General features: G+C 60.6%; 25 protein-coding genes. 11 read left to right on the plus strand and 14 right to left on the minus strand.

The annotated features are described in order from the left end of the window. Positions 1-13 precede the first annotated feature (13 nt). On the minus strand, positions 14-952 hold the full coding sequence (locus K5Y35_RS00375) for an aspartyl/asparaginyl beta-hydroxylase domain-containing protein (protein ID WP_222833467.1): 939 nt from the start codon (positions 950-952) through the stop codon (positions 14-16). A gap of 184 nt (positions 953-1,136) precedes the next feature. Continuing rightward, entirely contained in the window at positions 1,137-2,111 is a 975-nt protein-coding gene (cysK, locus tag K5Y35_RS00380; protein ID WP_222833468.1) for a cysteine synthase A, read from the minus strand. 126 nt (positions 2,112-2,237) lie between these two features. Between cysK and K5Y35_RS00385 the strand changes: the two genes are divergently transcribed. After that, positions 2,238-3,314 carry a DUF748 domain-containing protein gene (locus K5Y35_RS00385; RefSeq protein ID WP_186744620.1) on the plus strand — a complete coding sequence of 359 codons (1,077 nt, stop codon included), beginning with the start codon at positions 2,238-2,240 and terminating at the stop codon, positions 3,312-3,314. Here K5Y35_RS00385 and K5Y35_RS00390 read toward each other — a convergent pair. Beyond that, on the minus strand, positions 3,311-3,808 hold the full coding sequence (locus tag K5Y35_RS00390; RefSeq protein ID WP_222833469.1) for a DUF2442 domain-containing protein: 498 nt from the start codon (positions 3,806-3,808) through the stop codon (positions 3,311-3,313). The genes K5Y35_RS00385 and K5Y35_RS00390 overlap by 4 nt on opposite strands. Beyond that, complete coding sequence (locus K5Y35_RS00395; RefSeq protein ID WP_222833470.1) at positions 3,796-4,023, minus strand: DUF4160 domain-containing protein; 228 nt, start codon at positions 4,021-4,023, stop codon at positions 3,796-3,798. Before K5Y35_RS00395 ends, K5Y35_RS00390 begins: the two co-directional genes overlap by 13 nt. A 201-nt stretch (positions 4,024-4,224) precedes the next feature. Between K5Y35_RS00395 and K5Y35_RS00400 the strand changes: the two genes are divergently transcribed. Together K5Y35_RS00400 and K5Y35_RS00405 are read left to right on the plus strand one after the other, a co-directional pair. Then, positions 4,225-5,070, plus strand: a complete 846-nt coding sequence (locus K5Y35_RS00400; RefSeq protein ID WP_025110627.1) for an AAA family ATPase — start codon at positions 4,225-4,227, stop codon at positions 5,068-5,070. 10 nt (positions 5,071-5,080) lie between these two features. Next, a complete protein-coding gene (locus K5Y35_RS00405; RefSeq protein ID WP_007956512.1) occupies positions 5,081-6,259 on the plus strand; it encodes a vWA domain-containing protein in 1,179 nt (392 codons plus the stop codon). A gap of 118 nt (positions 6,260-6,377) precedes the next feature. Here K5Y35_RS00405 and K5Y35_RS00410 read toward each other — a convergent pair whose 3' ends face one another. The 4 genes from K5Y35_RS00410 to K5Y35_RS00425 form a co-directional block, all read right to left on the minus strand. Then, positions 6,378-7,301: a biotin-dependent carboxyltransferase family protein gene (locus tag K5Y35_RS00410; protein WP_222833471.1), complete on the minus strand. Its 924-nt coding sequence runs from the start codon at positions 7,299-7,301 to the stop codon at positions 6,378-6,380. After that, positions 7,298-8,002 carry a 5-oxoprolinase subunit PxpB gene (gene pxpB, locus K5Y35_RS00415; RefSeq protein ID WP_222833472.1) on the minus strand — a complete coding sequence of 235 codons (705 nt, stop codon included), beginning with the start codon at positions 8,000-8,002 and terminating at the stop codon, positions 7,298-7,300. The genes K5Y35_RS00410 and pxpB overlap by 4 nt, the downstream gene beginning before the upstream one ends. Continuing rightward, on the minus strand, positions 7,999-8,751 hold the full coding sequence (locus K5Y35_RS00420; protein WP_123465520.1) for a 5-oxoprolinase subunit PxpA: 753 nt from the start codon (positions 8,749-8,751) through the stop codon (positions 7,999-8,001). The genes pxpB and K5Y35_RS00420 overlap by 4 nt, the downstream gene beginning before the upstream one ends. Before the next feature lie 78 nt (positions 8,752-8,829). Next, positions 8,830-10,116 (minus strand): MFS transporter, encoded by a 1,287-nt coding sequence (locus K5Y35_RS00425; RefSeq protein ID WP_123465518.1) that lies wholly within the window; start codon positions 10,114-10,116, stop codon positions 8,830-8,832. A gap of 159 nt (positions 10,117-10,275) precedes the next feature. Between K5Y35_RS00425 and K5Y35_RS00430 the strand changes: the two genes are divergently transcribed. Further along, on the plus strand, positions 10,276-11,190 hold the full coding sequence (locus K5Y35_RS00430) for a LysR family transcriptional regulator (RefSeq protein ID WP_186744610.1): 915 nt from the start codon (positions 10,276-10,278) through the stop codon (positions 11,188-11,190). A 162-nt stretch (positions 11,191-11,352) separates the two neighbouring features. Here K5Y35_RS00430 and K5Y35_RS00435 read toward each other — a convergent pair whose 3' ends face one another. From K5Y35_RS00435 to K5Y35_RS00445, 3 genes are read right to left on the minus strand one after another with little or no spacing between them, the layout of a single operon-like run. Further along, entirely contained in the window at positions 11,353-11,895 is a 543-nt protein-coding gene (locus tag K5Y35_RS00435) for a DUF2937 family protein (protein ID WP_128616348.1), read from the minus strand. Positions 11,896-11,907: 12 nt separating this feature from the next. Beyond that, positions 11,908-12,684 (minus strand): class II glutamine amidotransferase, encoded by a 777-nt coding sequence (locus K5Y35_RS00440; protein ID WP_025110635.1) that lies wholly within the window; start codon positions 12,682-12,684, stop codon positions 11,908-11,910. Between the two features lie 16 nt (positions 12,685-12,700). Beyond that, entirely contained in the window at positions 12,701-13,198 is a 498-nt protein-coding gene (locus K5Y35_RS00445) for a hypothetical protein (protein WP_064586450.1), read from the minus strand. Positions 13,199-13,433: 235 nt separating this feature from the next. Here K5Y35_RS00445 and K5Y35_RS00450 point away from each other — a divergent pair, with 235 nt between their 5' ends. Both K5Y35_RS00450 and K5Y35_RS00455 read left to right on the plus strand, forming a co-directional pair. Next, on the plus strand, positions 13,434-15,488 hold the full coding sequence (locus K5Y35_RS00450; RefSeq protein WP_222833473.1) for a S9 family peptidase: 2,055 nt from the start codon (positions 13,434-13,436) through the stop codon (positions 15,486-15,488). A gap of 236 nt (positions 15,489-15,724) precedes the next feature. Continuing rightward, positions 15,725-16,198 carry a cyclic nucleotide-binding domain-containing protein gene (locus K5Y35_RS00455; RefSeq protein WP_123465510.1) on the plus strand — a complete coding sequence of 158 codons (474 nt, stop codon included), beginning with the start codon at positions 15,725-15,727 and terminating at the stop codon, positions 16,196-16,198. Here the strand turns inward: K5Y35_RS00455 and K5Y35_RS00460 are convergent. After that, on the minus strand, positions 16,195-16,479 hold the full coding sequence (locus K5Y35_RS00460) for a hypothetical protein (protein WP_123465508.1): 285 nt from the start codon (positions 16,477-16,479) through the stop codon (positions 16,195-16,197). The genes K5Y35_RS00455 and K5Y35_RS00460 overlap by 4 nt on opposite strands. Before the next feature lie 80 nt (positions 16,480-16,559). Between K5Y35_RS00460 and K5Y35_RS00465 the strand changes: the two genes are divergently transcribed. From K5Y35_RS00465 to K5Y35_RS00480, 4 genes are all read left to right on the plus strand, one after another. Continuing rightward, positions 16,560-17,246, plus strand: a complete 687-nt coding sequence (locus K5Y35_RS00465) for a spermidine synthase (RefSeq protein WP_222833474.1) — start codon at positions 16,560-16,562, stop codon at positions 17,244-17,246. Between the two features lie 49 nt (positions 17,247-17,295). Beyond that, complete coding sequence (locus tag K5Y35_RS00470) at positions 17,296-17,667, plus strand: YajD family HNH nuclease (protein WP_007911336.1); 372 nt, start codon at positions 17,296-17,298, stop codon at positions 17,665-17,667. A gap of 209 nt (positions 17,668-17,876) precedes the next feature. Next, positions 17,877-18,347 (plus strand): RNA methyltransferase, encoded by a 471-nt coding sequence (locus tag K5Y35_RS00475; RefSeq protein WP_007911337.1) that lies wholly within the window; start codon positions 17,877-17,879, stop codon positions 18,345-18,347. An 81-nt stretch (positions 18,348-18,428) separates the two neighbouring features. Further along, complete coding sequence (locus tag K5Y35_RS00480; RefSeq protein WP_123465504.1) at positions 18,429-18,806, plus strand: DUF2892 domain-containing protein; 378 nt, start codon at positions 18,429-18,431, stop codon at positions 18,804-18,806. Positions 18,807-18,932: 126 nt separating this feature from the next. Here the strand turns inward: K5Y35_RS00480 and K5Y35_RS00485 are convergent, their stop codons facing one another. Together K5Y35_RS00485 and K5Y35_RS00490 are read right to left on the minus strand one after the other, a co-directional pair. Continuing rightward, on the minus strand, positions 18,933-20,162 hold the full coding sequence (locus tag K5Y35_RS00485; protein ID WP_222833475.1) for a hypothetical protein: 1,230 nt from the start codon (positions 20,160-20,162) through the stop codon (positions 18,933-18,935). Between the two features lie 35 nt (positions 20,163-20,197). Next, complete coding sequence (locus K5Y35_RS00490; protein ID WP_003222605.1) at positions 20,198-20,647, minus strand: YcgN family cysteine cluster protein; 450 nt, start codon at positions 20,645-20,647, stop codon at positions 20,198-20,200. Between the two features lie 165 nt (positions 20,648-20,812). On the opposite strand from K5Y35_RS00490, the gene K5Y35_RS00495 reads away from it, so the two are divergent. After that, positions 20,813-21,406, plus strand: coding sequence for a nitroreductase family protein (locus tag K5Y35_RS00495; protein ID WP_123465500.1), 594 nt, complete (start codon positions 20,813-20,815; stop codon positions 21,404-21,406). Positions 21,407-21,448: the final 42 nt, after the last annotated feature.

Consider the following 21,448-nt stretch of genomic DNA (forward strand, 5'->3'; position numbering starts at 1 on the left):
ATTGCGTTCAGCCTCAACCAAACAACCAATACCCCAGCAATGTCAGCACCACCACCGCCAAAATCGGGCGCATGATGCGGTAGGCCTTGGGATTGCGTCGTTTCCACTGTTTGACCACGCCGCTGAACTTGTCGCTGAAGCTCTTGCTCCAGGCATAGGCCTGGTTGATCCCGCCGACACGTTCGTCGTCAAGGTTCTGCGGTGCCGTTGCGCGCCCCAGCCAGCCGCTGATGAAGCGGTTGATGCGAGTCATCAAACGGTTGCTCAACGGACGCTCGATGTCGCAGAACAGAATGACGCGGGTTTTCTCGGTTTCGTTCTTGACCCAGTGCACATAGGTCTCGTCGAACATCACGTCTTCCCCGTCCCGCCAGGCGTAGACCTGACCATCGACGAAGATCCGGCAATCGTCAGAGTTTGGCGTCGACAGGCCCAAGTGATACCGCAGGGAGCCGGCAAACGGATCACGGTGCGGGTTCAGGTGGCTGCCACCCGGCAACAGCGCGAACATTGCCCCTTTGACATTGGGAATCGCACTGACCAGCGCTACGGTCTTCGGGCACAGGGCCTCGGCCGATGGCAGCGGCTTGTCGTACCACTTGAGGTAGAAACGTTTCCAGCCCTTCTTGAAGAACGAACCAAAACCGGCATCGTTGTTCTTCTCGGCGGCACGAATATAGCCCTCGTCGAACAGGTGCATGGCTTCGTCGCGAATGGTTTCCCAGTTGTCGCGCAGCACGTCCAGCTCCGGGAACTTGCTGCGATCCAGATACGGTTTGGACGGCACACCGGAGAACAGGTACATCAGGGCGTTGTACGGAGCGAACAGCGCCGAGTGGTTGACGAACTGACGCAGGACCGGCAAACGCGCCCGACCGCGCAAATGCACGTAGAGGATGCTGCCCACGAACAGCAGCAACACCAACACCTTGGCGGCTAACGAAAAGGTCATCAACGACTCCTTGAATAAAGACAACGCTGCGCAAGGCCCTTTACTCGGCATGGCAGCCGGCCATGATAAACACTACCGGCCTCGGGAAAAACCCGCCCAAGCCAAGATTCAGTGTTAAGAATTGCGCAACAAAGCATTTATTAGCATAACGATCCTGAATCCCGGCTGATTTGAATCAATGGGTTTACTGCTGATTCTCCTGTTCGGTGAACAGATCGCTGAACAACATGCTCGACAGATAGCGCTCGCCGGAGTCAGGCAAAATCACCACGATGGTCTTGCCCTGCATCTCCGGCGTTTCTGCCAGGCGTACCGCTACCGCCATGGCCGCGCCGCACGAAATACCGCACAAAATCCCCTCTTCCTGCATCAATCGCAGCGCCATGGCCTTGGACTCGTCGTCGGTCACCTGCTCCACCCGATCAACCATCGACAAATCGAGGTTTTTCGGCACGAAACCGGCACCAATCCCCTGAATCTTGTGTGGGTTCGGCTTGATCTCTTCGCCCGCCAGCGCCTGACTGATCACTGGCGAGGACACCGGTTCCACCGCCACCGACAGGATCGGTTTGCCCTGGGTATTCTTGATATACCGCGAAACGCCGGTGATGGTTCCGCCGGTTCCGACACCAGCCACCAACACGTCGACTGCGCCATCGGTGTCGTTCCAGATTTCCGGCCCCGTGGTTTTCTCGTGAATCGCCGGATTGGCCGGGTTGTCGAACTGCGACGGCATAAAGTACTTGTCGGCATCACTGGCAACAATTTCGGCGGCCTTCTCGATCGCACCTTTCATGCCCTTGGCCGGTTCGGTCAGCACCAGCTCGGCGCCCAGCGCCTTGAGTACTTTACGACGCTCGATGCTCATCGAGGCCGGCATGGTCAGCATCAACTTGTAGCCTCGGGCGGCCGCGACAAAGGCCAGGCCGATGCCGGTGTTGCCCGAAGTCGGCTCGACAATGGTCATCCCCGGCTTGAGTTTGCCGCTGCTTTCGGCGTCCCAGATCATGTTGGCGCCAATCCGGCACTTGACCGAATAACCGGGGTTACGCCCCTCGATCTTGGCCAGAATGGTGACGCCGCGCGGCGCGATACGGTTGATCTGCACCAGCGGTGTGTTGCCGATGGAATGGGCGTTGTCAGCAAAAATACGGCTCATGGCTGGGTCCTTATGCAGCATTGAATTCAACGCCCAAGGTAAGCCTGTTGCCCAGCGCAGTCCAGTCAGGTCGAACGTCTGCGGCACACAACAGTCAATCGCTTACATCGTCAGGGAATTACCGTCATGAAGCGTCGCTACAGCTGGCCATTAGGGATTTTTGCCGTCGTCGTTGTGTTGCTGATCGCGCTGCACATCGCCCTGCCCTACATGGTGCGCGACTACCTGAACGGCAAACTGGCGGACATGGGCGATTATCGGGGCCAGATTACCGACGTTGATCTGGCTTTGTGGCGCGGCGCGTACAAGATCAACGGGCTGAAAATCGTCAAGGTCGACGGCAAGGTACCGGTGCCGTTCGTCAACGCACCCGTGATTGATCTGGCGGTCAGCTGGCACTCGCTGTGGTACGACCATGCCGTGGTGGCGCAGGTGCAGTTCCTCAATCCCGAGGTCAACTTCGTCGATGGCGGGGCCAACAAGCAGAACTCCCAGACCGGTAAAGGCACCGACTGGCAAGCGCAACTCAGTAAATTGCTGCCGATCACCCTCGACGAGGTGCAGATCCACGACGGCAAGATCAGCTTCCGCAACTTCAGCTCCAGCCCACCGGTGAACATGAATGCCACCCAGGTCGAGGCCAGCGTCTACAACCTGACCAACGTGGTCGACAAGCAGGGCAAGCGCGATGCCCGCTTCGAAGGCAAGGCCCTGCTGCTGGGGCATGCACCACTGGAAACCACCGCCACCTTCGACCCGCTGAGCAATTTCGAAGACTTCCAGTTCCGCCTGCGTGCCCGTGACATCGAACTCAAGCGCATGAACGACTTCGCCTCGGCCTACGGCAAGTTCGATTTCAACGCCGGCCACGGCGATGTGGTCATCGAAGCCCAGGCGAAAAAAGCTCAGGTCAGCGGCTACATCAAGCCACTGCTGCGTGACGTCGAAGTGTTCAACTGGCAACAGGACGTGGAAAACAAGGACAAGAGCATCTTCCGCTCAGTCTGGGAGGCCATCGTCGGCGGCTCGGAAACCGTGCTGAAGAACCAGGCCAAAAACCAGTTCGCCACCAAGGTCGAACTCAGTGGCAACGTGCATCAGCAAAACATCAATGGATTCGAAGCGTTCTTGCAGATTTTGCGCAATGGTTTCATCCAGGCCTTCAATGCGCGGTATGAACGGCCGAAGCCGGATGCGGGCTAAGACTTACGATTGACCACATATCGACCAGACTCCTCAGCTGCCAGCGTAGACTTTTGCTGCAATGAGTCCCAACCGAGACAAGCCAAGGCTAATGACCTTGGCACCGTCTCCCGCCCGTTACTGTATCGGCTGATGCTGCGGGCACTGACACCCAGCGCCTCGGCTGCCTGATTCAGAGAGAGTCCGGTACGTGCGCGCCAACCGATGAAAATACGGGTGTTTTCATCGGCAGTGTTTTGAGCCAGTGCCTCCATATAAAGCGTGTCTGCGCCAATCTGTATATCGGGCTCGAGCCATTCGACAGTCCAGCCATGGTCGTCCAGGGTCGCAGTCGCAAACAGTCCGGGATCCAGCAATGGTTGCAGACCTGGATAAGCGTGGATATCTCGGCTCAGATCAAGCGTCAGATCCTGACCATCAATAAAAGTCAGTTTCAATCGAAAATCCGACAGTGCCTGTACAGCCGACAAACGAGGCCTTTTCATGGGTAACATCGTTTCCAGTCCTCCCGCAGTCGCGCTTGATGAGCCGCAACCCAAGCCAATGCTTCCTTGATAATCAGCGGCGGTGCCTTGCCCGTCATGACCTCGATGGTTTCCAGGCTCAGCATCACGTCCACACCACCGGTCAGGTGAACATAGGGCGGAGGATGATCCTTCTCACGCAACTGAATGCGGTATTTGTCGCGAAATCGGTATTGAGTCGTCATGCCCGACCGGCTATCGCCAAATCGGCGATACTCGAATACTGGCCCCGCGCCGAAACCGAGTCACCATGTGACGCCCCATTCAGAGACTGAATAAGCCGTCTGCGTTCACAGTCGACCGGGCTGCGCGTTATAGTCGGGGCATCCGATTATTCGCCCCCGCCCTGCCCGTGCAGGTCGGCGTTACCGTTCGAGGATTAGCAGATGAAGTTCGAAGGCACCCAGGCCTACGTCGCCACCGATGACCTGAAGCTGGCGGTCAACGCCGCTATCACCCTGGAGCGGCCGCTGCTGGTCAAGGGCGAACCGGGCACCGGCAAGACCATGCTCGCCGAGCAACTGGCCGAATCGTTCGGCGCCAAGCTGATCACCTGGCACATCAAGTCCACCACCAAGGCCCACCAGGGTCTGTACGAGTACGATGCGGTCAGTCGTCTGCGCGACTCGCAACTGGGCAACGAAAAAGTCCACGACGTGCGCAACTACCTGAAGAAGGGCAAGCTGTGGGAAGCTTTCGAGTCCGAAGAGCGGGTCATTCTGCTGATCGACGAAATCGACAAGGCCGACATCGAGTTCCCTAACGACTTGCTGCAAGAACTCGACAAGATGGAGTTCTACGTTTACGAGATCGACGAAACGATCAAGGCCAAAAAGCGCCCGATCATCATCATTACCTCCAACAACGAGAAAGAGCTGCCGGACGCTTTCCTGCGCCGCTGCTTCTTCCACTACATCGCCTTTCCGGACCGCACCACCCTGCAGAAAATCGTCGACGTGCACTACCCGGACATCAAGAAGGATCTGGTCAGCGAAGCGCTGGACGTGTTCTTCGACGTGCGCAAGGTGCCGGGCCTGAAGAAGAAGCCGTCGACCTCGGAACTGGTGGACTGGCTGAAGCTGCTGATGGCTGACAACATCGGCGAAGCGGTGCTGCGCGAGCGCGATCCGACCAAAGCCATTCCGCCGCTGGCCGGTGCGCTGGTGAAGAACGAGCAGGACGTGCAACTGCTTGAGCGTCTGGCGTTCATGAGCCGTCGCGGCTCTCGATAAGGGCATCGTCATGCTGCTCAATCTGTTCAATGAAATGCGTGCAGCCAAGGTGCCGGTGTCGGTGCGCGAGCTGCTCGACTTGATCAACGCGCTGAAACAGCGCGTGACCTTCGCCGACATGGACGAGTTCTACTACTTGTCGCGGGCGATCCTGGTCAAGGACGAACGGCATTTCGACAAGTTCGACCGCGCGTTCGGCGCTTACTTCAATGGCCTGGAAAAACTCGACGATCACTTGCAGGCGTTGATTCCCGAAGACTGGTTGCGCAAGGAATTCGAGCGTTCGTTGACCGATGAAGAGCGCGCGCAGATCCAGTCCCTCGGCGGCCTCGACAAGCTGATCGAAGAGTTCAAGAAGCGTCTGGAAGAACAGAAGGAACGCCACGCCGGCGGCAACAAATGGATCGGCACCGGCGGCACCAGCCCGTTCGGCTCCGGTGGGTTCAACCCGGAAGGCATCCGAGTCGGCGATGCCGGCAAACGCCAGGGCAAAGCGGTGAAGGTCTGGGATCAGCGCGAGTACAAGAACCTCGACGATTCGGTGGAGCTGGGCACGCGCAACATCAAGGTCGCCCTGCGTCGTCTGCGCAAGTTCGCCCGCCAGGGGGCGGCGGAAGAGCTCGATATCGACGGCACCATCGACCACACCGCCAAGGACGCCGGCCTGCTGAATATCCAGATGCGTCCGGAACGGCGCAACACGGTGAAGCTGTTGTTGCTGTTCGACATCGGCGGCTCGATGGATGCACACGTGAAGATCTGCGAGGAACTGTTCTCGGCCTGCAAGACCGAGTTCAAGCATCTGGAGTACTTCTACTTCCACAACTTCATTTATGAATCGGTGTGGAAGAACAACATGCGCCGCACCTCTGAGCGCACCTCGACCCAGGACCTGCTGCACAAGTACGGTGCCGACTATAAAGTGATCTTCATCGGTGACGCTGCGATGGCGCCGTATGAAATCACCCAGGCCGGCGGCAGCGTCGAGCACTGGAACGAAGAGCCGGGCTACGTGTGGATGCAGCGCTTCATGGAGAAGTACAAGAAGCTCATCTGGATCAATCCGTATCCAAAGGACACGTGGGGCTATACCTCGTCGACCAATATCGTGCGTGATTTGATCGAGGATCAGATGTATCCGCTGACCCTGCGCGGGTTGGAAGAAGGGATGCGGTTTCTGTCCAAATAATTGCTGCTGTCTGGACGGACGCCATCGCGGGCAAGCCCGCTCCCACAGTTCTCGAGTTGGACACAAATCTTGTGAACACCACTGAACACTGTGGGAGCCGGGCTTGCCCGCGATGCTTTTAGCGAATCGAAAAGCGCTGCAAATACTCGACATGCTCCCGGTGCGCGACTTCTTGCACCACCGGTCTCAACCGCACCTGCGCCCCCGGCAGACACTGCGCCAGACGCGCCAGCGCCAACGGCGTCAACGCCCCCAACCGCGGATAGCCGCCAATGGTCTGCCGATCATTGAGCAGCACAATCGGCTGCCCGTCCGGCGGCACCTGCACCGCACCCAACGCAATCCCCTCGGAAATCATCGGCTGGCCCTGATACTGCAACGCTTTGCCCAGCAGCCGAATGCCCATGCGGTCGGCGCGACTGTCGAGCGTCCAACGACTGTTGAAGACATCAAACAGACTTTGCCCACTGAACTGGCCGATCTGTGCGCCGAGCACCAGGTCCAGCGGCGTATTCAGCCGCAAATCAGGTCGATGCTCCTGCGACATTTCACGCACCGGCAGCACGTCTGCGTGGTAACTCAGCGTCGCGCCTTTGGCCAGTGGCAATCCCAGCCCCTCGAGACCACCGAGTTCTTCGCGCACCACGGTGGCGCTGCTGCCCAGCACCTTCGGCGCATCAAAACCACCGGGGGCTGCCAGATAAGCCCGGGCCCCGAGCAACGGTTGGGTGAACTGCAGTTGCTGCCCTTTGCCCAGTTTGAAACTGCGCCATGGCGCCAATGGCTGACCGTCGATTCGTGCATCGAGATCAGCGCCGGCCAACGCCAGCCAGCAATCCTCCTGCGCTACCACGGCAAACCCGCCGAGGGTGATTTCGATCACCGGCAGGTCCAGTCGATTACCCAGTAGCCAGTTGGCCCAGCTCATCGAACACCAATCCGCCGCGCCGCCCTGGGTCACGCCCAAATGGCGAACGCCAAAACGCCCGGCATCCTGCAACAAGCACAGGGGCGTGCTCGCCTCTATCATCAGTCGGCTCATGTCAGCGCCTCCAGCGGGGTGTCGTCGCCGCCAAGATTAATGAACTCGGCGTGACCGACCGCTTCGAATCGCACCGTGTCACCCGGCTGCATCAAGCTGTAACCGTCGCGATGGCGGTCGAACAGTTTGGCCGGGGTGCGCCCGATCAGGTTCCAGCCACCGGGAGACACCACGGGATACGCGGCGGTCTGGCGCTCGGCGATACCGACGCTGCCGGCGGCGACTTTCTTGCGCGGGGTGTCCAGACGTGGCGCTGCCAGCACCTCTTCCACCAGCCCCATGAAGGCAAAACCCGGGGCAAACCCAAGCGCAAAGACCTGATATTCCCGGCCACTGTGACGCCGGATCACCTCCTCCACCGACAAGCCGCTGCGTTGCGCCAACAGGCTCAACTCGGGGCCGACACTGAGGTCGTACCAGACCGGCAGCACATGACACTGGCCGGCCGTTCGGGCATTCGGCGACAGCTCGATCAGGGCTTGCGCGATCAATTCACGGGCCTGATTCGGGCTCAGCGCGGTCAGGTCGTAATGCACCATCAACGTGGTGTAGGACGGCACCAGGTCGATCAACTGCGCGCCAAACGTGGCCCGCAGGCGTTCACTGGCGGCGAGCATCCACGGCATGTTGGCTTCGGCGATTTCATCGAACAGGCGCAGCATCAGGCAGTCCAGGGCCACCACTTCAATCCGTGGGTTCATGGCGCGCTCTGCTGGTTCAGGGCCTCACGAATGCGTTGCACGGCGGCCACCGAACTGGCGTTGTCGCCATGCACGCACAAGGTGTTGGCCTGCAGATGCAGCGCGCTGCCGTCGCTGGCGACGAGGTCGCCGCCACGGGCGATGGTCAGGGCCTGTTCGATGATGGTTTGCGCATCGTGATGCACTGCGCCCGGCTGTTGCCGCGATACCAGTCTGCCGGCACTGTCGTAGGCACGGTCGGCGAAGGCTTCGAACCACAGGGTCACGCCGTACTCGTCACCGAGCTGTTGCGCCAACGCGTTGTCGCGGGTGGCCATCAGCATCAGCGGCAAGCTGCGATCGTAAGCGGCGACAGCTTGAATCACCGCACGCAATTGCGCCGGGTTGGCCATCATGTCGTTGTACATCGCGCCGTGGGGTTTGACGTAGCTGACTCGCCCGCCCTGTGCCCGACAAATGCCGTCGAGGGCGCCGATCTGGTAATGCAGGATGTCTTGCAGTTCTTGCGCCGAATACGCCATCGAGCGGCGGCCGAAACCGACCAGATCCTGATAGGCCGGATGCGCACCGATCTGTACGCCGTGGCTCAAGGCGAGGCTGACGGTTTTGCGCATGATGCCCGGGTCACCGGCATGGAAACCGCAGGCCACATTGGCGCAATCAATGAAAGGCATGACTTCGGCGTCCAGACCCATGGTCCAGCTGCCGAAACTCTCGCCAATGTCGCAATTCAATAACAGGCGGCTCACGGTCAACACTCCTGTAGCTTTTTGTCTTTCTATCCGTAGGACAAATGCCCGGTGGGCACTGCCCCCGCAGGTTATCAGTTACTGCGCATCCAGTTGCTTGCCGCGGGTTTCCGGCAGGCTCAACGCCGCCAGGATCACCACCCCGTAGGACACCGCAGCGAACGCGCCGATACCCACGCTCAGCGGGACTTTCTGACTGAGCAAGCCGATCAGCAGCGGAAACAGCGCCGCCAGCGCCCGGCCGATGTTGTAGCAAAACCCTTGGCCCGAACCGCGAATCCGCGTGGGAAACAGCTCGGTGAGAAACGCGCCCATGCCGCTGAAAATTCCCGAAGCGAAAAAGCCCAGCGGAAAGCCCAGCCACAGCATCACGCCGTTGCTGACGGGCATCTGCGTGTACAGCAAGACGATGGTGAACGAGCCGACCGCAAACAGGATGAAATTCTTTTTACGCCCCAACAGGTCGGTGAGATAAGCACTGATCACATAACCGACGTAGGAACCGACGATCACCATGGCCAGATAACCGCCGGTGCCGAGCACGCTCAAACCGCGTTCATTCTTGAGGAATGTCGGTAGCCAGGAGGTGATCGCGTAGTAGCCGCCCAAAGCGCCGGTGGTCAACAGGGAGGCGCGGAACGTGGTGAACAGCATGCCGGGGGCGAAAATCTCGTAGAACTTCGCCGAATTCTCCGGGGTTTGCGCAGCCTTGGCCTCGCGATAGATCTCCGGATCTTTCACCAGGCGACGGACGAAAATCACAAAAATCGCCGGCACGATGCCGAGGATGAACAGCGCGCGCCAGGCGTCTTCCGGCGGCAATACCGAGAACAGCAGCGCATACAGAATCGCCGTCAGCCCCCAGCCCAGGGCCCAGCCGGATTGCACCATGCCCACCGCTTTGCCGCGGTCCTTGGCGCGGATCACTTCACCGATCAGCACCGCGCCGGCGGTCCACTCGCCGCCGAAACCGAAGCCCATCAGGGTGCGGGCGATCAGCAGTTGCTCATAGTTCTGGGCGAAGCCGCAGAGGAAGGTGAAGAAGGCGAACCACAGCACCGTCAGTTGCAGGGTGCGCACGCGGCCGATGCGGTCGGAGAGAATCCCGGCCACCCAGCCGCCGATGGCCGAGGCGATCAGGGTGCTGGTGTGAATCAGCCCGGCCTGCCCGGTGCTGATGCCCCACATGGCGATCAGGGTCGGCACCACGAAGCTGAGCATCTGCGTGTCCATGCCGTCCAGACCGTAGCCGATCTTGCAGCTCCAGAACGTGCGACGTTCTTGCTGATTGATGTTGCGATACCAGTCGAACGGCCCCGGACGCGCCGTTGCCGTGGATGCTTCTAGGGTGTCGGGAGCACTCATGGCTTATCTCCGCAGGTTTTTTATTGGTCTTGTTCGTAGCCCCGACGACGCCTATCGTGGGGGCCGGATACGCCGATTTTTGGGCGCGTCGCCCGGCTGCGTCCAACGAATAAAAACCCGCCTTAGGCATAAGAAAAATTTGTCACCCGAGCCGTTGCCATGAATCTGAAGTTTCTCGAGACCTTTGTCTGGGTCGCCCGGCTGAAGAGTTTTCGCCTGACCGCCGACAAGCTGTTCACCACCCAGGCGTCGATTTCCAGCCGCATCGCGGTGCTCGAAGGCGAGCTGGGGGTGAAGCTGTTTTTGCGTGATTCACGCGGCGTCAGCCTGACGCCCGAAGGCCTGAAGGTGCTGGACTATGCCGAGCAGATGCTCGACACCATGCAGGCGCTGAAGCACTCGATCGAGACCCGTTCGAGCAAGGTCGGCCGGGTGCGCATCGGGGTGATGGACACGGTGATCCACACCTGGCTCAGCCCGTTGGTGGCGCAGATGACTGATCTGTATCCACGGGTGGAAATCGAGCTGGTGGCGGATACGTCGTTGAACCTCTGCGATCAGTTGCAAAAAGGCTTTCTCGATATCGTCCTGCAAACTGACCTGATCCGCCATGAAAGCGTGCGCAGTCTGGAGCTGGCCAGTCATCCGCTGGGCTGGATCGTCGCCAGTAACTCAATCTACAACCGCGACTACGCCGACCTGGCCGAACTGGCGCAGGAACGGATCATCACCTACTCGAAAAACTCCCGGCCGCATCAGGACCTCCTGGCGCTGATGCAGGCCAACGGCGTGCTGACGCCACGCTTGAACTGCGTGAATTCGGTGTCGGCGATCACGCGGTTGTTGCGTGATGGATTTGGCATCGGTGTGCTACCACCGGTGTTGGTCGCCGAGGAGTTGGCGCGAGGCGAATTGACCTTGCTGGACATTGATCAGCGACCGCCAAATCTGCAGGTGGTGGTGTCTTGGCGGGTGGGGGTTGAGTGGGTCGAGGAGATCGTGACGTTGTGTCAGCAGGTGCTGGGGGACTATGCGCGCAAGGTGGGCGATAACTACATCACCCTCACTGACTGATCACACCTGTGGTGAGGGGATTTATCCCCGATGGGCTGCGTAGCGGCCCTTAAACCTGCAGCATCAGGTTTATCTGACACACCATAAGGGGCCGCTTTGCGCCCCATCGGGGATAAATCACTTCACCACAAAATCCCCTCACTTCAAGGGATTGTGCAGAACTTACAAGCCACGCACGTCGCGGTCTTCGATCGGCCGGCTCTGGCGCAAACGCCGGCCGCCCAGCACCACCCAGTCAATCAGACGAATCAGGCACTCGATGCCGAACGACAGCAACAACGCCCCGCTCATGCCCCAGATCATCGCCTCTGGCGTCAGCAGGATCTGGTAGCTGTAACCGTTCCAGGTTTCCTTGCGAATGTCGGGATCTGCCGCCAGCACCACCTGCAGAAAGCGGATGTACCACGGGCCTTGCATCGCCTGGTATTGCTTGTCCAGCGCGATCTGCCGGTTGAGCAAGGTGCTCAGGCTGTCGGCATCGCTGCGAAACACCGGGTCTTCACTGGCACGGTAATGCGCGACCAGCGCCTGCAAGTCGCCCTTGAAGAACTGCTCGGCAGTACCCTGGAAACCACGCAGACCGGTCTGCGCCTCGATCAGATGCGCCTCGACGCGTTTGGCGTAATCGCTGATGAACCCCGGCACCTGGACACCGATCAACAGGCCCGCCGCAAACAACACCAGCCGTAGATAACTGAGCAACATGGGGTGCAATCCTTATTCGGTCGTGCCCTGGCTGACGCATTCGCCGCGTCGCCACAGGCTCCATTGGCCCGGTTCGTAGCGGGTCCAGGTTTCATTTTCGGTCAAAGGCTCGGTGGCGATCACCGTGACCACGTCGTTGGGCGTGGTTTCGGCCTGGAAATCGACGATCACATCGACGTCCTTGAGCCGTGCCGGACCGAACGGCGCGCGTCGGGTGATCTGTGCCAGTTTGGTCGAGCAATAGCAGAACAGCCAGTCGCCGTCGCTGAGCAGGCAGTTGAACACGCCTTTGCTGCGGTATTCGGCGCACGCGGCGACCAGATCCGGCAACAGCACTTCTATATCGACCGGTTCCGGGAAGGCTGCACGCACGCGGTTGAGCAAATCGCAGAACGCCGCTTCGCTGTCGGTGTCGCCCACCGGGCGGTAGAAACTCTTGATCGGGGTGAAATCGGCGAGCTGGCCGTTGTGCGCGAAACACCAGTTGCGCCCCCACAGTTCACGCACGAACGGGTGGGTGTTGGACAGGCAGACCTTGCCCACGTTGGCCTGACGAATATGGCCGATGACCACTTCGCTCTTGATCGGATAACGCTGTACCAGATTGGCGACTTCCGACTCACTGCTGGCGGCCGGGTCCTGAAACAGGCGCAAACCGCGACCTTCATAGAAGGCGATGCCCCAGCCGTCGCGGTGCGGGCCGGTACGCCCGCCGCGCTGCATCAGGCCGGTGAAGCTGAACACGATATCGGTCGGCACGTTGGCACTCATGCCCAGTAATTCACACATGTGCGGACTCTCGGGATTACAGACGCGGCTCGACCCGCATGCGCTGCGGATTGTTCGGCACCGGCGGACGACCGTAGCGGTCATCACCGGCAGCGCCGAACGGTTGATCGTCGTCACGGTCATCGGCACGCGCCGCCGCTTTGGCGGCCTCGGCCTGCTCGCGACGTGCGCGGGAGGCGCGTTCGATCGGGAAGCGGATCAACACGAAAATCAGGTAGATGCCAAAGGCGATCATGCCGTACATGAACAGGTCGGAAATCGCCCGCCAGGCGTTGTTGCCGACCTTGAAGGCCAGATCCAGCGCAGTGATGGCGATGGACGGTGCAACCTTGGCTTTCACCGGGTCAATGATGGTCGGGCTGAACAGCAACACCGCCATCAGCACCCGCAGAGGCTCGCGCAGCCAGCGCCACATCCAGCGGGTCAGGCGCATCCATACCAACAGGCAGCCTACAGCGGCAAAGGCGTAGAGGCCCCAGGCGATCAGATAGTCGTTCTCGGTCATGGTGTCCATGGCAAGGCAGGCAAAGAGGCGCTTATAGTAACGACTTTTCGTCCGCCAGGCTTGTCCCAATGCCAGACGGCCAGCAGCCAACCTGTGGGAGCGAGCTTGCTCGCGAAAGCGGTGGGTCAGTGAAACAAATGTCATCTGACACGACGCCTTCGCGAGCAAGCTCGCTCCCACAGGGGTCGGTGGCGGTCTCAAGAGCGGCGCCCCCTTATTTCCGAACATTGTCCGAGAGCCTTCCATGCCCCAATCCGCCCATGCCATCACTGCTCCGATTGCCCACAAGGCGCCCGGTGCCGACCCGTATGCCTGGCTGCAGGAGCGCGACACCGACGCGGTGCTCGACTACCTCAAGGCTGAAAACGCTTATCAGGAAGCACAAACCGCCGACCAGACCAAGCTGCGCGAAAGCCTGTTCGAAGAGATCAAGGGCCGGATTCTCGAGACCGACCTGTCCCTGCCCTCGCCGTGGGGTCCGTATCTGTATTACACGCGCACCACCGCTGGCGACGAATACGCCCGGCATTACCGCTGCCCGCGTCCGGCGGACGACAGCCTGACCCTCGACGAAAGCCGCGAGCAACTGCTGCTCGACCCGAACGTGCTGGCCAATGGCGGCTTTTTCTCTCTCGGCGCATTCAGCATCAGCCCGGATCACCAGCGCCTGGCCTACAGCGTCGACGCGTCGGGCGACGAGATCTACACGCTGTTCGTCAAGGAACTGACCAATGACAAGGTCAGCGAACTGGAATTCGAAGACTGCGACGGCAGCATGACCTGGGCCAACGACAGCCTGACCCTGTTCTTCGGGGTACTCGACGACACCCACCGCCCGCACAAACTGTTTCGCTACCGCCTCGACGGTACCGCCGCCGAAGAGGTGTTCCACGAGCCGGACGGGCGTTTCTTCCTGCATTGCTATCGCTCCAGCTCCGAACAGCAATTGCTGCTGACCTTGGGCAGCAAGACCACCACTGAAGTCTGGGCTCTGGACGCGCATCAGCCGCACCTGGCCTTCACCTGCCTGGCGCCACGGGTCGAAGATCACGAATACGATGTCGACCACGGCATGCTCGATGGCGCATGGACCTGGTTCATCCGCACCAACCGCGACGGCATCAACTTCGCCCTGTATCAGGCGCCGGACACCAGGGTCGCGCCGAGCGAAGCCGACTGGCAGAACCTGATCCCGCACAGCGACACGGTGATGCTCGACGGCGTCACCCTCAACGCCGAGGCCATGACCCTGAGCCTGCGCGAAGGCGGCCTGCCGATCATCGAGGTGCACTCACAGGGTTTGCCCTCGTATCGCGTGCAACTGCCGGATGCGGCCTACAGCCTCTATGTGCAAAACAGCCTGGAGTTCGACAGCGATCGCATTCGTCTGCGCTACGAGGCGTTGAACCGTCCGGCGCAGGTGCGACAGTTGCTGCTGGCCACCGGCGAGCAAACCGTCCTCAAGGAAACCCCGGTGCTCGGCCCGTTCGACGCCGACGCCTACGTCAGCCAACGCCTGTGGGCCACCGCGCCGGACGGCACGCAGGTGCCGATCAGCCTGGTGATGAAGCGCGAAATGGTCGGCAAACCAGTGCCGCTGTACCTTTACGGTTATGGCGCCTACGGCTCCAGCCTCGACCCGTGGTTCTCCCACGCGCGCCTGAGTCTGCTTGATCGCGGCATGGCGTTTGCCATCGCCCACGTGCGTGGTGGCGGCGAGCTGGGCGAAGCCTGGTACCGCGCCGGCAAGCAGGAACACAAGCACAACACCTTCAGCGATTTCATTGCCTGCGCCGAATTCCTGATCCTCAACGGCATCACCACCGCCGAGAAACTGGCGATCAGCGGCGGCAGTGCCGGGGGTCTGCTGATCGGCGCGGTGCTCAATCAGCGCCCGGACCTGTTCGGCGTGGCGATTGCCGAAGTGCCGTTCGTCGACGTGCTCAACACCATGCTCGACCCGGAGCTGCCGCTGACTGTCACCGAATACGACGAATGGGGTAACCCCGAAGAGCCGGACGTCTATGAGCGGATCAAGGCCTACGCGCCGTACGAAAACGTCACCGCGCAGGCCTATCCGGCAACACTGGTGATCGCCGGCTACAACGACAGCCGCGTGCAGTACTGGGAAGCGGCCAAATGGGTGGCGAAACTGCGGGCGACCAAGACCGACGATAACGTGCTGCTGCTCAAGACCGAACTCGGCGCCGGGCACGGCGGGATGAGCGGGCGTTATCAGGGATTACGTGACGTAGCGCTCGAATACGCATTTGTTTTCAAGGTTCTGGGGCTGGCCTGAGGAACTCCGTCGGTCACTTGGGTCTTAATTCCAGACCCTTGTGGCGAGGGGATTTATCCCCGTTGGTCTGCGAAGCAGCCCCAAGAACTGCAAATTCGGTATCCCTGAAGTACCGTATTGGCAGGATTTGCGACTGCTGCGCAGCCGAGCGGGGATAAATCCCCTCGCCACAAAAGCGTGTTCACACGGGATCCGTGTGAGGCCTTGAAATGTGAAAACAAAAAGACCGCAATGACATGTCAGAACCCACTCTACTGAACAACGAAATCCGTGACTGGCTGATGGACTGCGGCCTGTTCGATCAATTGCAGCTGGCGGACTTTGCCGCGGCCTCCGGCTACTTCAGCATCAGCACCGTGGCGCAAGGCGAGGCGATTTTCCACGAAGGCGATGCCGGCAGCTTCATGTGCATCATTCACACCGGGCAGGTCGCCGTGCAGAAAACCGGCGCCGACGGCCAGGTCATCACCATGGCCACCCTGCGCAGCGGCCGCGCCTTCGGTGAAATGGCGGTGCTCGATGGTGAACGACGCTCGGCGACCTGCATCGCCGCGAGCCACTGTCAATTGCTCAACCTCGGCAAGGACTCGCTGGAAAAAATGCTCAACGACGCGCCGAAGATCGCCGCGAAAATCATCCGCGCCCTCGCCGTTTCCCTGTCGAAACGCCTGCGCATGGCCGACGGCCAACTGGCGGCGCAACAGGTTTAACCGCCAGGGGATTTCGCCTTGGTGCCGCTCGGTTCGATGCCCGGCACCGGTTGATCCTTGCCCGGTGGACTGGGCATTTCGATCGGTACCAGCGGCGGGCTGCCACTGCCGGCACCCGACTTGGGAATGTTGATCGGGGTGATTTGCGGATACGGCGTCGGTGTTGCAGTCCCGGGCGAACCGGGTGACGGCGTCGGGCTGACCGGAATGGTCTGCTGCGCCTGCACTGCAGTAATCGAGAGCGCGGCCAGGGCAATGACCGTTAGAATGGTGCGCTTCATCAAGGGCTCCGTTTGGCCTCTAGTCTGCGCTCAGGCTACTCCCAACGGGCCTGCTTGCCTTCCCCCTTGTAGAGATTTCCATGAAACGTTTCGTTCTGCTCGACACCACGCCGATCCCTGACAACGGTGGCGCCCTGTGCCTGTTCGAGTATGGCGAGGATTTCGTCATCAAGATCCAGGGCGGCGACGGCGGGCAATTGATGAACACGCGCATGCACGGTTCCGAAGATGCGCTGGCCGAGATTCCTTGCCGCAAAGTCGCCGGACGGCCGCACTCGCGGGTGTTGATCGGCGGCCTGGGCATGGGCTTCACCCTTGCCTCGGCGCTCAAGCATCTGGGCAAAAGTGCCGAAGTGGTGGTCGCCGAACTGGTCCCTGGCGTCGTCGAATGGAACCGTGGGCCGCTGGGGGAAAAGTCCGGGCGGACGCTGCTCGATCCGCGCACGGTGATCCGTCAGGACGACGTGGCCAAGGTGCTGCAAAGCGAGCCGAACGGCTTCGACGCGATCATGCTCGACGTCGATAACGGTCCTGAAGGCCTGACCCAGAAGGCCAACAGTTGGCTGTACTCCGCCGCCGGCCTTAACGCCTGCGCCAAGGCCCTGCGCCCCAAAGGCGTGCTCGCCGTATGGTCAGCCAGCGCCGACCGGCAGTTTTCCGACAAATTGAAGAAGGCCGGTTTCAAGGCCGAAGAAGTCCAGGTGTTCGCCCACGGCAACAAGGGCACCCGCCACACGATCTGGATTGCCGAGAAGCTCAAGGGCTGAGCTAAACTCTGCACATATCCGTCATTAGTCTTTTTACAAAGGTGAACCCATGAGTTCGTCCACCCCGACCAACACGTCGAAGCTCGATCGCATCCTTGCCGACAACCAGCGCGACAAGGAAATGGGCTACCGCGACAAGGCCCTGAAGATGTACCCGCACGTCTGTGGCCGCTGCACCCGTGAATTTTCCGGCAAGCGCCTGAGCGAACTGACCGTGCATCACCGCGACCACAACCACGACAACAACCCGCAAGACGGCTCGAACTGGGAATTGTTGTGCCTGTATTGCCACGACAACGAACACTCGCGCTACACCGATCAGCAGTATTTCAGCGAAGGCTCGCTGAGCACGCCGAAGATCGCCAAGGCCACGCACAACCCGTTTGCTGCATTGGCCGGCCTGATGAAAAAAGAAGACTGAAGATCTTCAGCGCCTGAACAGGCCCAATCGCTGGCAAGCCAGCTCCCACAATGATTTTTGGTCGCTCACAAATTTTGTGAACACCCGAGATACCTGTGGGAGCTGGCTTGCCAGCGATAGGGCCAGAGCAGACACCGCAGATCTCGAATCTGCCCGCCCTCCCCCAATCCCCGTATAATCGCCCTCTTTTTCCCGAAGGCACCCCGCTCGTGGCAGACAAACGTTACAGCTGCATTGGTTTGTACAACCCCAAATCACCGGAGAACGTCGGTTCGGTGATGCGCGCCGCAGGCTGTTACGGCGTGGCATCGGTGTTCTACACCGGCAAGCGCTATGAACGCGCCGCCGACTTCGTCACCGACACCAAGCGCGTGCACTACGACATCCCGCTGATCGGCATCGACGACCTGAAAAAAATCCTGCCGCTCAACTGCGTACCCGTTGCCGTGGAACTGGTCGAAGGCGCCCGCCCGCTCCCCGAATACACCCACCCGGACCGCGCGCTGTACATCTTTGGCCCCGAAGACGGCTCGCTGGATAAAGAGATCCGCGACTGGTGCGAAGACGTCGTGTACATCCCGACCACTGGCTGCATGAACCTCGCCGCCACGGTCAACGTCGTGCTCTACGACCGCATGGCCAAGGGTCTGAATACCCGCTCCGGACCAAAATTCCGCTGAAACGTCGCACATCCGATGGAACGAGCTGAGCGCTGCGGCAGTCAGCTTGTTTATCCATTACTCATTGCCTGGAGAAAGATCATGGCCGAGCTCAAACGCGTCGAACGTATCGAATCCACCCCGTTCCAGAGCCGTTCCGAACAGAACGTCGAAGGCTGGGAGCGCATCGGCTCGCTGGCCGGTGGCGTGATCATGGTCGGCAAGGGGCTGCGCCGTGGCGGCGTGTTCGGCCTGATTCAGGTGGCAATTGGCGGCGTGGCGATGGCCCGCGGGATCACTGGGCACAGTTCGATGAAAAGCCTGATCGAGAAGAGTCGTCAGGACATGAACAATGTACGGGCCAAGATCGAGCGCGCCGGGGAAGAATTGAACAAACTCAAGGCCAATGCCGAGGCGGCGACCAGCACCGCCACCGTGACCGGCAACGATTCGGTGAAGTCGCCGAAAGCCGGGGTTTGATCAAGGATTTGCGCTGAGGCTTCTGGCCTCTTCGCTGGCAAGCCAGCTCCCATAGTTTCTGTGTCGTTCACCATTTTGATGAACATCCCGAATTCTGTGGGAGCTGGCTTGCCAGCGATAGCGATGTCACTGCAATAACGCGGTATCGAGGACCTTGGAGGACTCGCCCAGAACACTCTCGGCCAGTTGCACAAAACCCTTGGTATCCACCGTCCCCAGATGCATTGCCCCGCGCAGTACATCATCCAGCGAGCGCTTGTTACGCGTCTTCAGGCGAATCTCGCGATCCAGCTCCTGCAGCACCATCACTGCTTTTGAAAGCTGCGCCGGGCTGATCTGCTCGCCGCGCAAGGTCGTCACCTTCTGACTGTCCCTGGCCAACTTCGCCTGCAACGCCTGATAACGCTCATCGCTCATGCCACCCGCACGGCGCACCAGTTCGATCGCGTAATACTCGGCCAATCCTTCACTGATCCAGTCGCTGCGCTGCGCGTCGTTGATCCGCCCGAACACCTGCGCCAACTCACGCACCAGTGCACTGCTGCCGCTCTCGCTGACCAGCGGCAGCCGCGTGTTCATATAGATGGATTCGTGCGCGCCGAGACTGCCGCGCCACATCGGGTCGTTGGCGCCGACGATCAACAGTTTTTTCGGATGCCGGGGGTAGACCGCTTGCACCTGCGGCCAGACGAACGTCAGCAAGGTCAGCACATCCATGCGGCGCATGCCCTGCCCTTGCGGTGAGGCCACGGTAACTTCGGTTTCGCCCAGGCGCGTGCGGCGGCTGCCGAGATGACCGGCCAGCATCCAGCCCGTAGGGCGGTCGAACAGGCGCGAAGGGTTATCGATGCGGAATTTGTACTTGCCGATGCGCGGCCAGGCGGTTTCGACGCTTTGCCAGCCGCCGGGCAGTTCGAATTGCAGACGCGACACCAGCTCGACGCCATCCTGCTGATCGAGCTTGGCCGGTGGCACCAGATCCTCGCCGCGCAGCAGCGCCCAGCTCGGGGTCATGCGCGTGTCGAAGCTGCCGCCCTTGCGACCGTGGCTGACGCTGACGCGGTAGGTCAGACTGGCCTTGTCGCCCGTCGGACGCCAGATGCCCCGGGCCTGTTTGCCCGGGGTCAGCTGCCACTGGCCGTCGGCCTTGAAGTCGCTGTAATGGCTGCCATCACCGAGGTCGAAGTCGAGGCTGCGCACCGCTTCACCTTTGGCCAGGGTCAGGCGCACTTCGGCCTGATCGCTTTGCGGCAACAGGCGCACGTGATAGTCCAGATCGACTTTCTTCGCTGCCCACACTGGCGCGCTCAACGCCAACAAGCCCACACTGAGCGCCCGCCGCAATCCCCCAGCCATACACACTCCTTGGTGAAAGGTGAATCTGCGGGCGCTTAACCGGCCCGGAAAATCAGGTGATCTTCCCAGTCATCCTCCGGCACGCTGCCTTCGGCGAGCATGCGCCCGGACTGGGAAATCCGTTCGTGGTGCACCGCGTCGCGATCACCGCACACCAGGTGGTGCCACAACGGCAGGTCCTTGCCTTCGCTGACCAGCCGATAACCACAGGTCGGCGGCAACCACTTGAATTCTTCGGCCTGGCCCGGGGTGAGCTGGATGCAGTCCGGGACAAACTTGATGCGGTTCGGGTAATCGCTGCACTGGCAGGTTTTCAGGTCCAGCAGTTTGCAGGCGATGCGCGTGTAGTAGACGCTGTTGTCTTCTTCATCCTCGAGCTTTTGCAGGCAGCACAGGCCGCAGCCGTCGCACAGCGATTCCCATTCCTCGTGATCGAGTTGATCGAGGGTTTTGCGTTTCCAGAACGGTTCGACTTTGGCGGCCATGGCTCAAGCATCAACATCAGGTGGTGAAAAGGCCGCCAGTCTAGTGCCCCCGGCCTTGCGGGCCAAGCGCTGGCGACTGTCGGTAAATCCCGCTTGTCAGGCAAATCACCGCCCAGTAGGGTTCTGTCACGAATTCATGACTCAAACACAGCAAGGAATCTTTTGATGAGTGCCAACCCTCGCGTTGCCGATTACGCCATTCACCCGCAATTCACCGACCGCTGGTCGCCGCGCGCGTTTACCGGCGAAGCGATCCCGGAAGAAACCCTGCTGAGCTTCTTCGAAGCCGCACGCTGGGCACCATCGGCTTATAACTCGCAGCCGTGGCGTTTTCTCTACGCGCGTCGCGATACGCCGAACTGGGCGCGTTATCTGGGTCTGCTCAATGAATTCAACCGCAGCTGGGCGCAACACGCTTCGGCGCTGGTGATCGTGATTTCCAAAACCACGTTCACCGCACCCGGCGCCAGTGAAGAGACGCCGGCGCTGTGGAGCACGTTCGACACCGGTTCGGCCTGGGGCCATCTGGCACTGCAAGCGAGCATCAGCGGCTGGCACACCCACGGCATGGCCGGTTTCGATCAGGAACTCACGCGCAAGGAGCTGAATATCCCGGAAGGTTATGCGCTGCATGCAGCAGTCGCAGTTGGCAAGCTGGGTGACAAGGCGACGCTGGCCGAGTACCTGCAGGCCCGTGAAGAGCCGAGCCCGCGTCGTCCGCTGAGCGAGCTAGTGGCTGAAGGCGACTTCACCCTTTAAGCCATACTGCAAAAACCACTGTGGGAGCTCGCCTGCTAGCGA

It is taken from the genome of Pseudomonas sp. SC3(2021) (assembly GCF_019856535.1).
In the GTDB taxonomy this organism is placed as follows: Bacteria; Pseudomonadota; Gammaproteobacteria; order Pseudomonadales; family Pseudomonadaceae; genus Aquipseudomonas; species Aquipseudomonas monsensis.

Excerpts from the sequence above, each read along its gene's own strand:
- K5Y35_RS00495 (WP_123465500.1), top strand. The coding sequence starts at position 20,813 with ATGAGTGCCAACCCTCGCGTTGCCGATTACGCCATTCACCCGCAATTC.
- pxpB (WP_222833472.1), bottom strand. The coding sequence starts at position 8,002 with ATGAACCCACGGATTGAAGTGGTGGCCCTGGACTGCCTGATGCTGCGC.
- K5Y35_RS00445 (WP_064586450.1), bottom strand. The coding sequence starts at position 13,198 with ATGGACACCATGACCGAGAACGACTATCTGATCGCCTGGGGCCTCTAC.
- K5Y35_RS00410 (WP_222833471.1), bottom strand. The coding sequence starts at position 7,301 with ATGAGCCGACTGATGATAGAGGCGAGCACGCCCCTGTGCTTGTTGCAG.
- K5Y35_RS00400 (WP_025110627.1), top strand. The coding sequence starts at position 4,225 with ATGAAGTTCGAAGGCACCCAGGCCTACGTCGCCACCGATGACCTGAAG.
- K5Y35_RS00450 (WP_222833473.1), top strand. The coding sequence starts at position 13,434 with ATGCCCCAATCCGCCCATGCCATCACTGCTCCGATTGCCCACAAGGCG.
- K5Y35_RS00470 (WP_007911336.1), top strand. The coding sequence starts at position 17,296 with ATGAGTTCGTCCACCCCGACCAACACGTCGAAGCTCGATCGCATCCTT.
- K5Y35_RS00425 (WP_123465518.1), bottom strand. The coding sequence starts at position 10,116 with ATGAGTGCTCCCGACACCCTAGAAGCATCCACGGCAACGGCGCGTCCG.
- K5Y35_RS00460 (WP_123465508.1), bottom strand. The coding sequence starts at position 16,479 with ATGAAGCGCACCATTCTAACGGTCATTGCCCTGGCCGCGCTCTCGATT.
- K5Y35_RS00455 (WP_123465510.1), top strand. The coding sequence starts at position 15,725 with ATGTCAGAACCCACTCTACTGAACAACGAAATCCGTGACTGGCTGATG.
- K5Y35_RS00405 (WP_007956512.1), top strand. The coding sequence starts at position 5,081 with ATGCTGCTCAATCTGTTCAATGAAATGCGTGCAGCCAAGGTGCCGGTG.
- K5Y35_RS00395 (WP_222833470.1), bottom strand. The coding sequence starts at position 4,023 with ATGACGACTCAATACCGATTTCGCGACAAATACCGCATTCAGTTGCGT.
- K5Y35_RS00390 (WP_222833469.1), bottom strand. The coding sequence starts at position 3,808 with ATGTTACCCATGAAAAGGCCTCGTTTGTCGGCTGTACAGGCACTGTCG.
- K5Y35_RS00440 (WP_025110635.1), bottom strand. The coding sequence starts at position 12,684 with ATGTGTGAATTACTGGGCATGAGTGCCAACGTGCCGACCGATATCGTG.
- K5Y35_RS00375 (WP_222833467.1), bottom strand. The coding sequence starts at position 952 with ATGACCTTTTCGTTAGCCGCCAAGGTGTTGGTGTTGCTGCTGTTCGTG.
- cysK (WP_222833468.1), bottom strand. The coding sequence starts at position 2,111 with ATGAGCCGTATTTTTGCTGACAACGCCCATTCCATCGGCAACACACCG.
- K5Y35_RS00485 (WP_222833475.1), bottom strand. The coding sequence starts at position 20,162 with ATGGCTGGGGGATTGCGGCGGGCGCTCAGTGTGGGCTTGTTGGCGTTG.
- K5Y35_RS00385 (WP_186744620.1), top strand. The coding sequence starts at position 2,238 with ATGAAGCGTCGCTACAGCTGGCCATTAGGGATTTTTGCCGTCGTCGTT.
- K5Y35_RS00490 (WP_003222605.1), bottom strand. The coding sequence starts at position 20,647 with ATGGCCGCCAAAGTCGAACCGTTCTGGAAACGCAAAACCCTCGATCAA.
- K5Y35_RS00435 (WP_128616348.1), bottom strand. The coding sequence starts at position 11,895 with ATGTTGCTCAGTTATCTACGGCTGGTGTTGTTTGCGGCGGGCCTGTTG.
- K5Y35_RS00430 (WP_186744610.1), top strand. The coding sequence starts at position 10,276 with ATGAATCTGAAGTTTCTCGAGACCTTTGTCTGGGTCGCCCGGCTGAAG.
- K5Y35_RS00465 (WP_222833474.1), top strand. The coding sequence starts at position 16,560 with ATGAAACGTTTCGTTCTGCTCGACACCACGCCGATCCCTGACAACGGT.
- K5Y35_RS00480 (WP_123465504.1), top strand. The coding sequence starts at position 18,429 with ATGGCCGAGCTCAAACGCGTCGAACGTATCGAATCCACCCCGTTCCAG.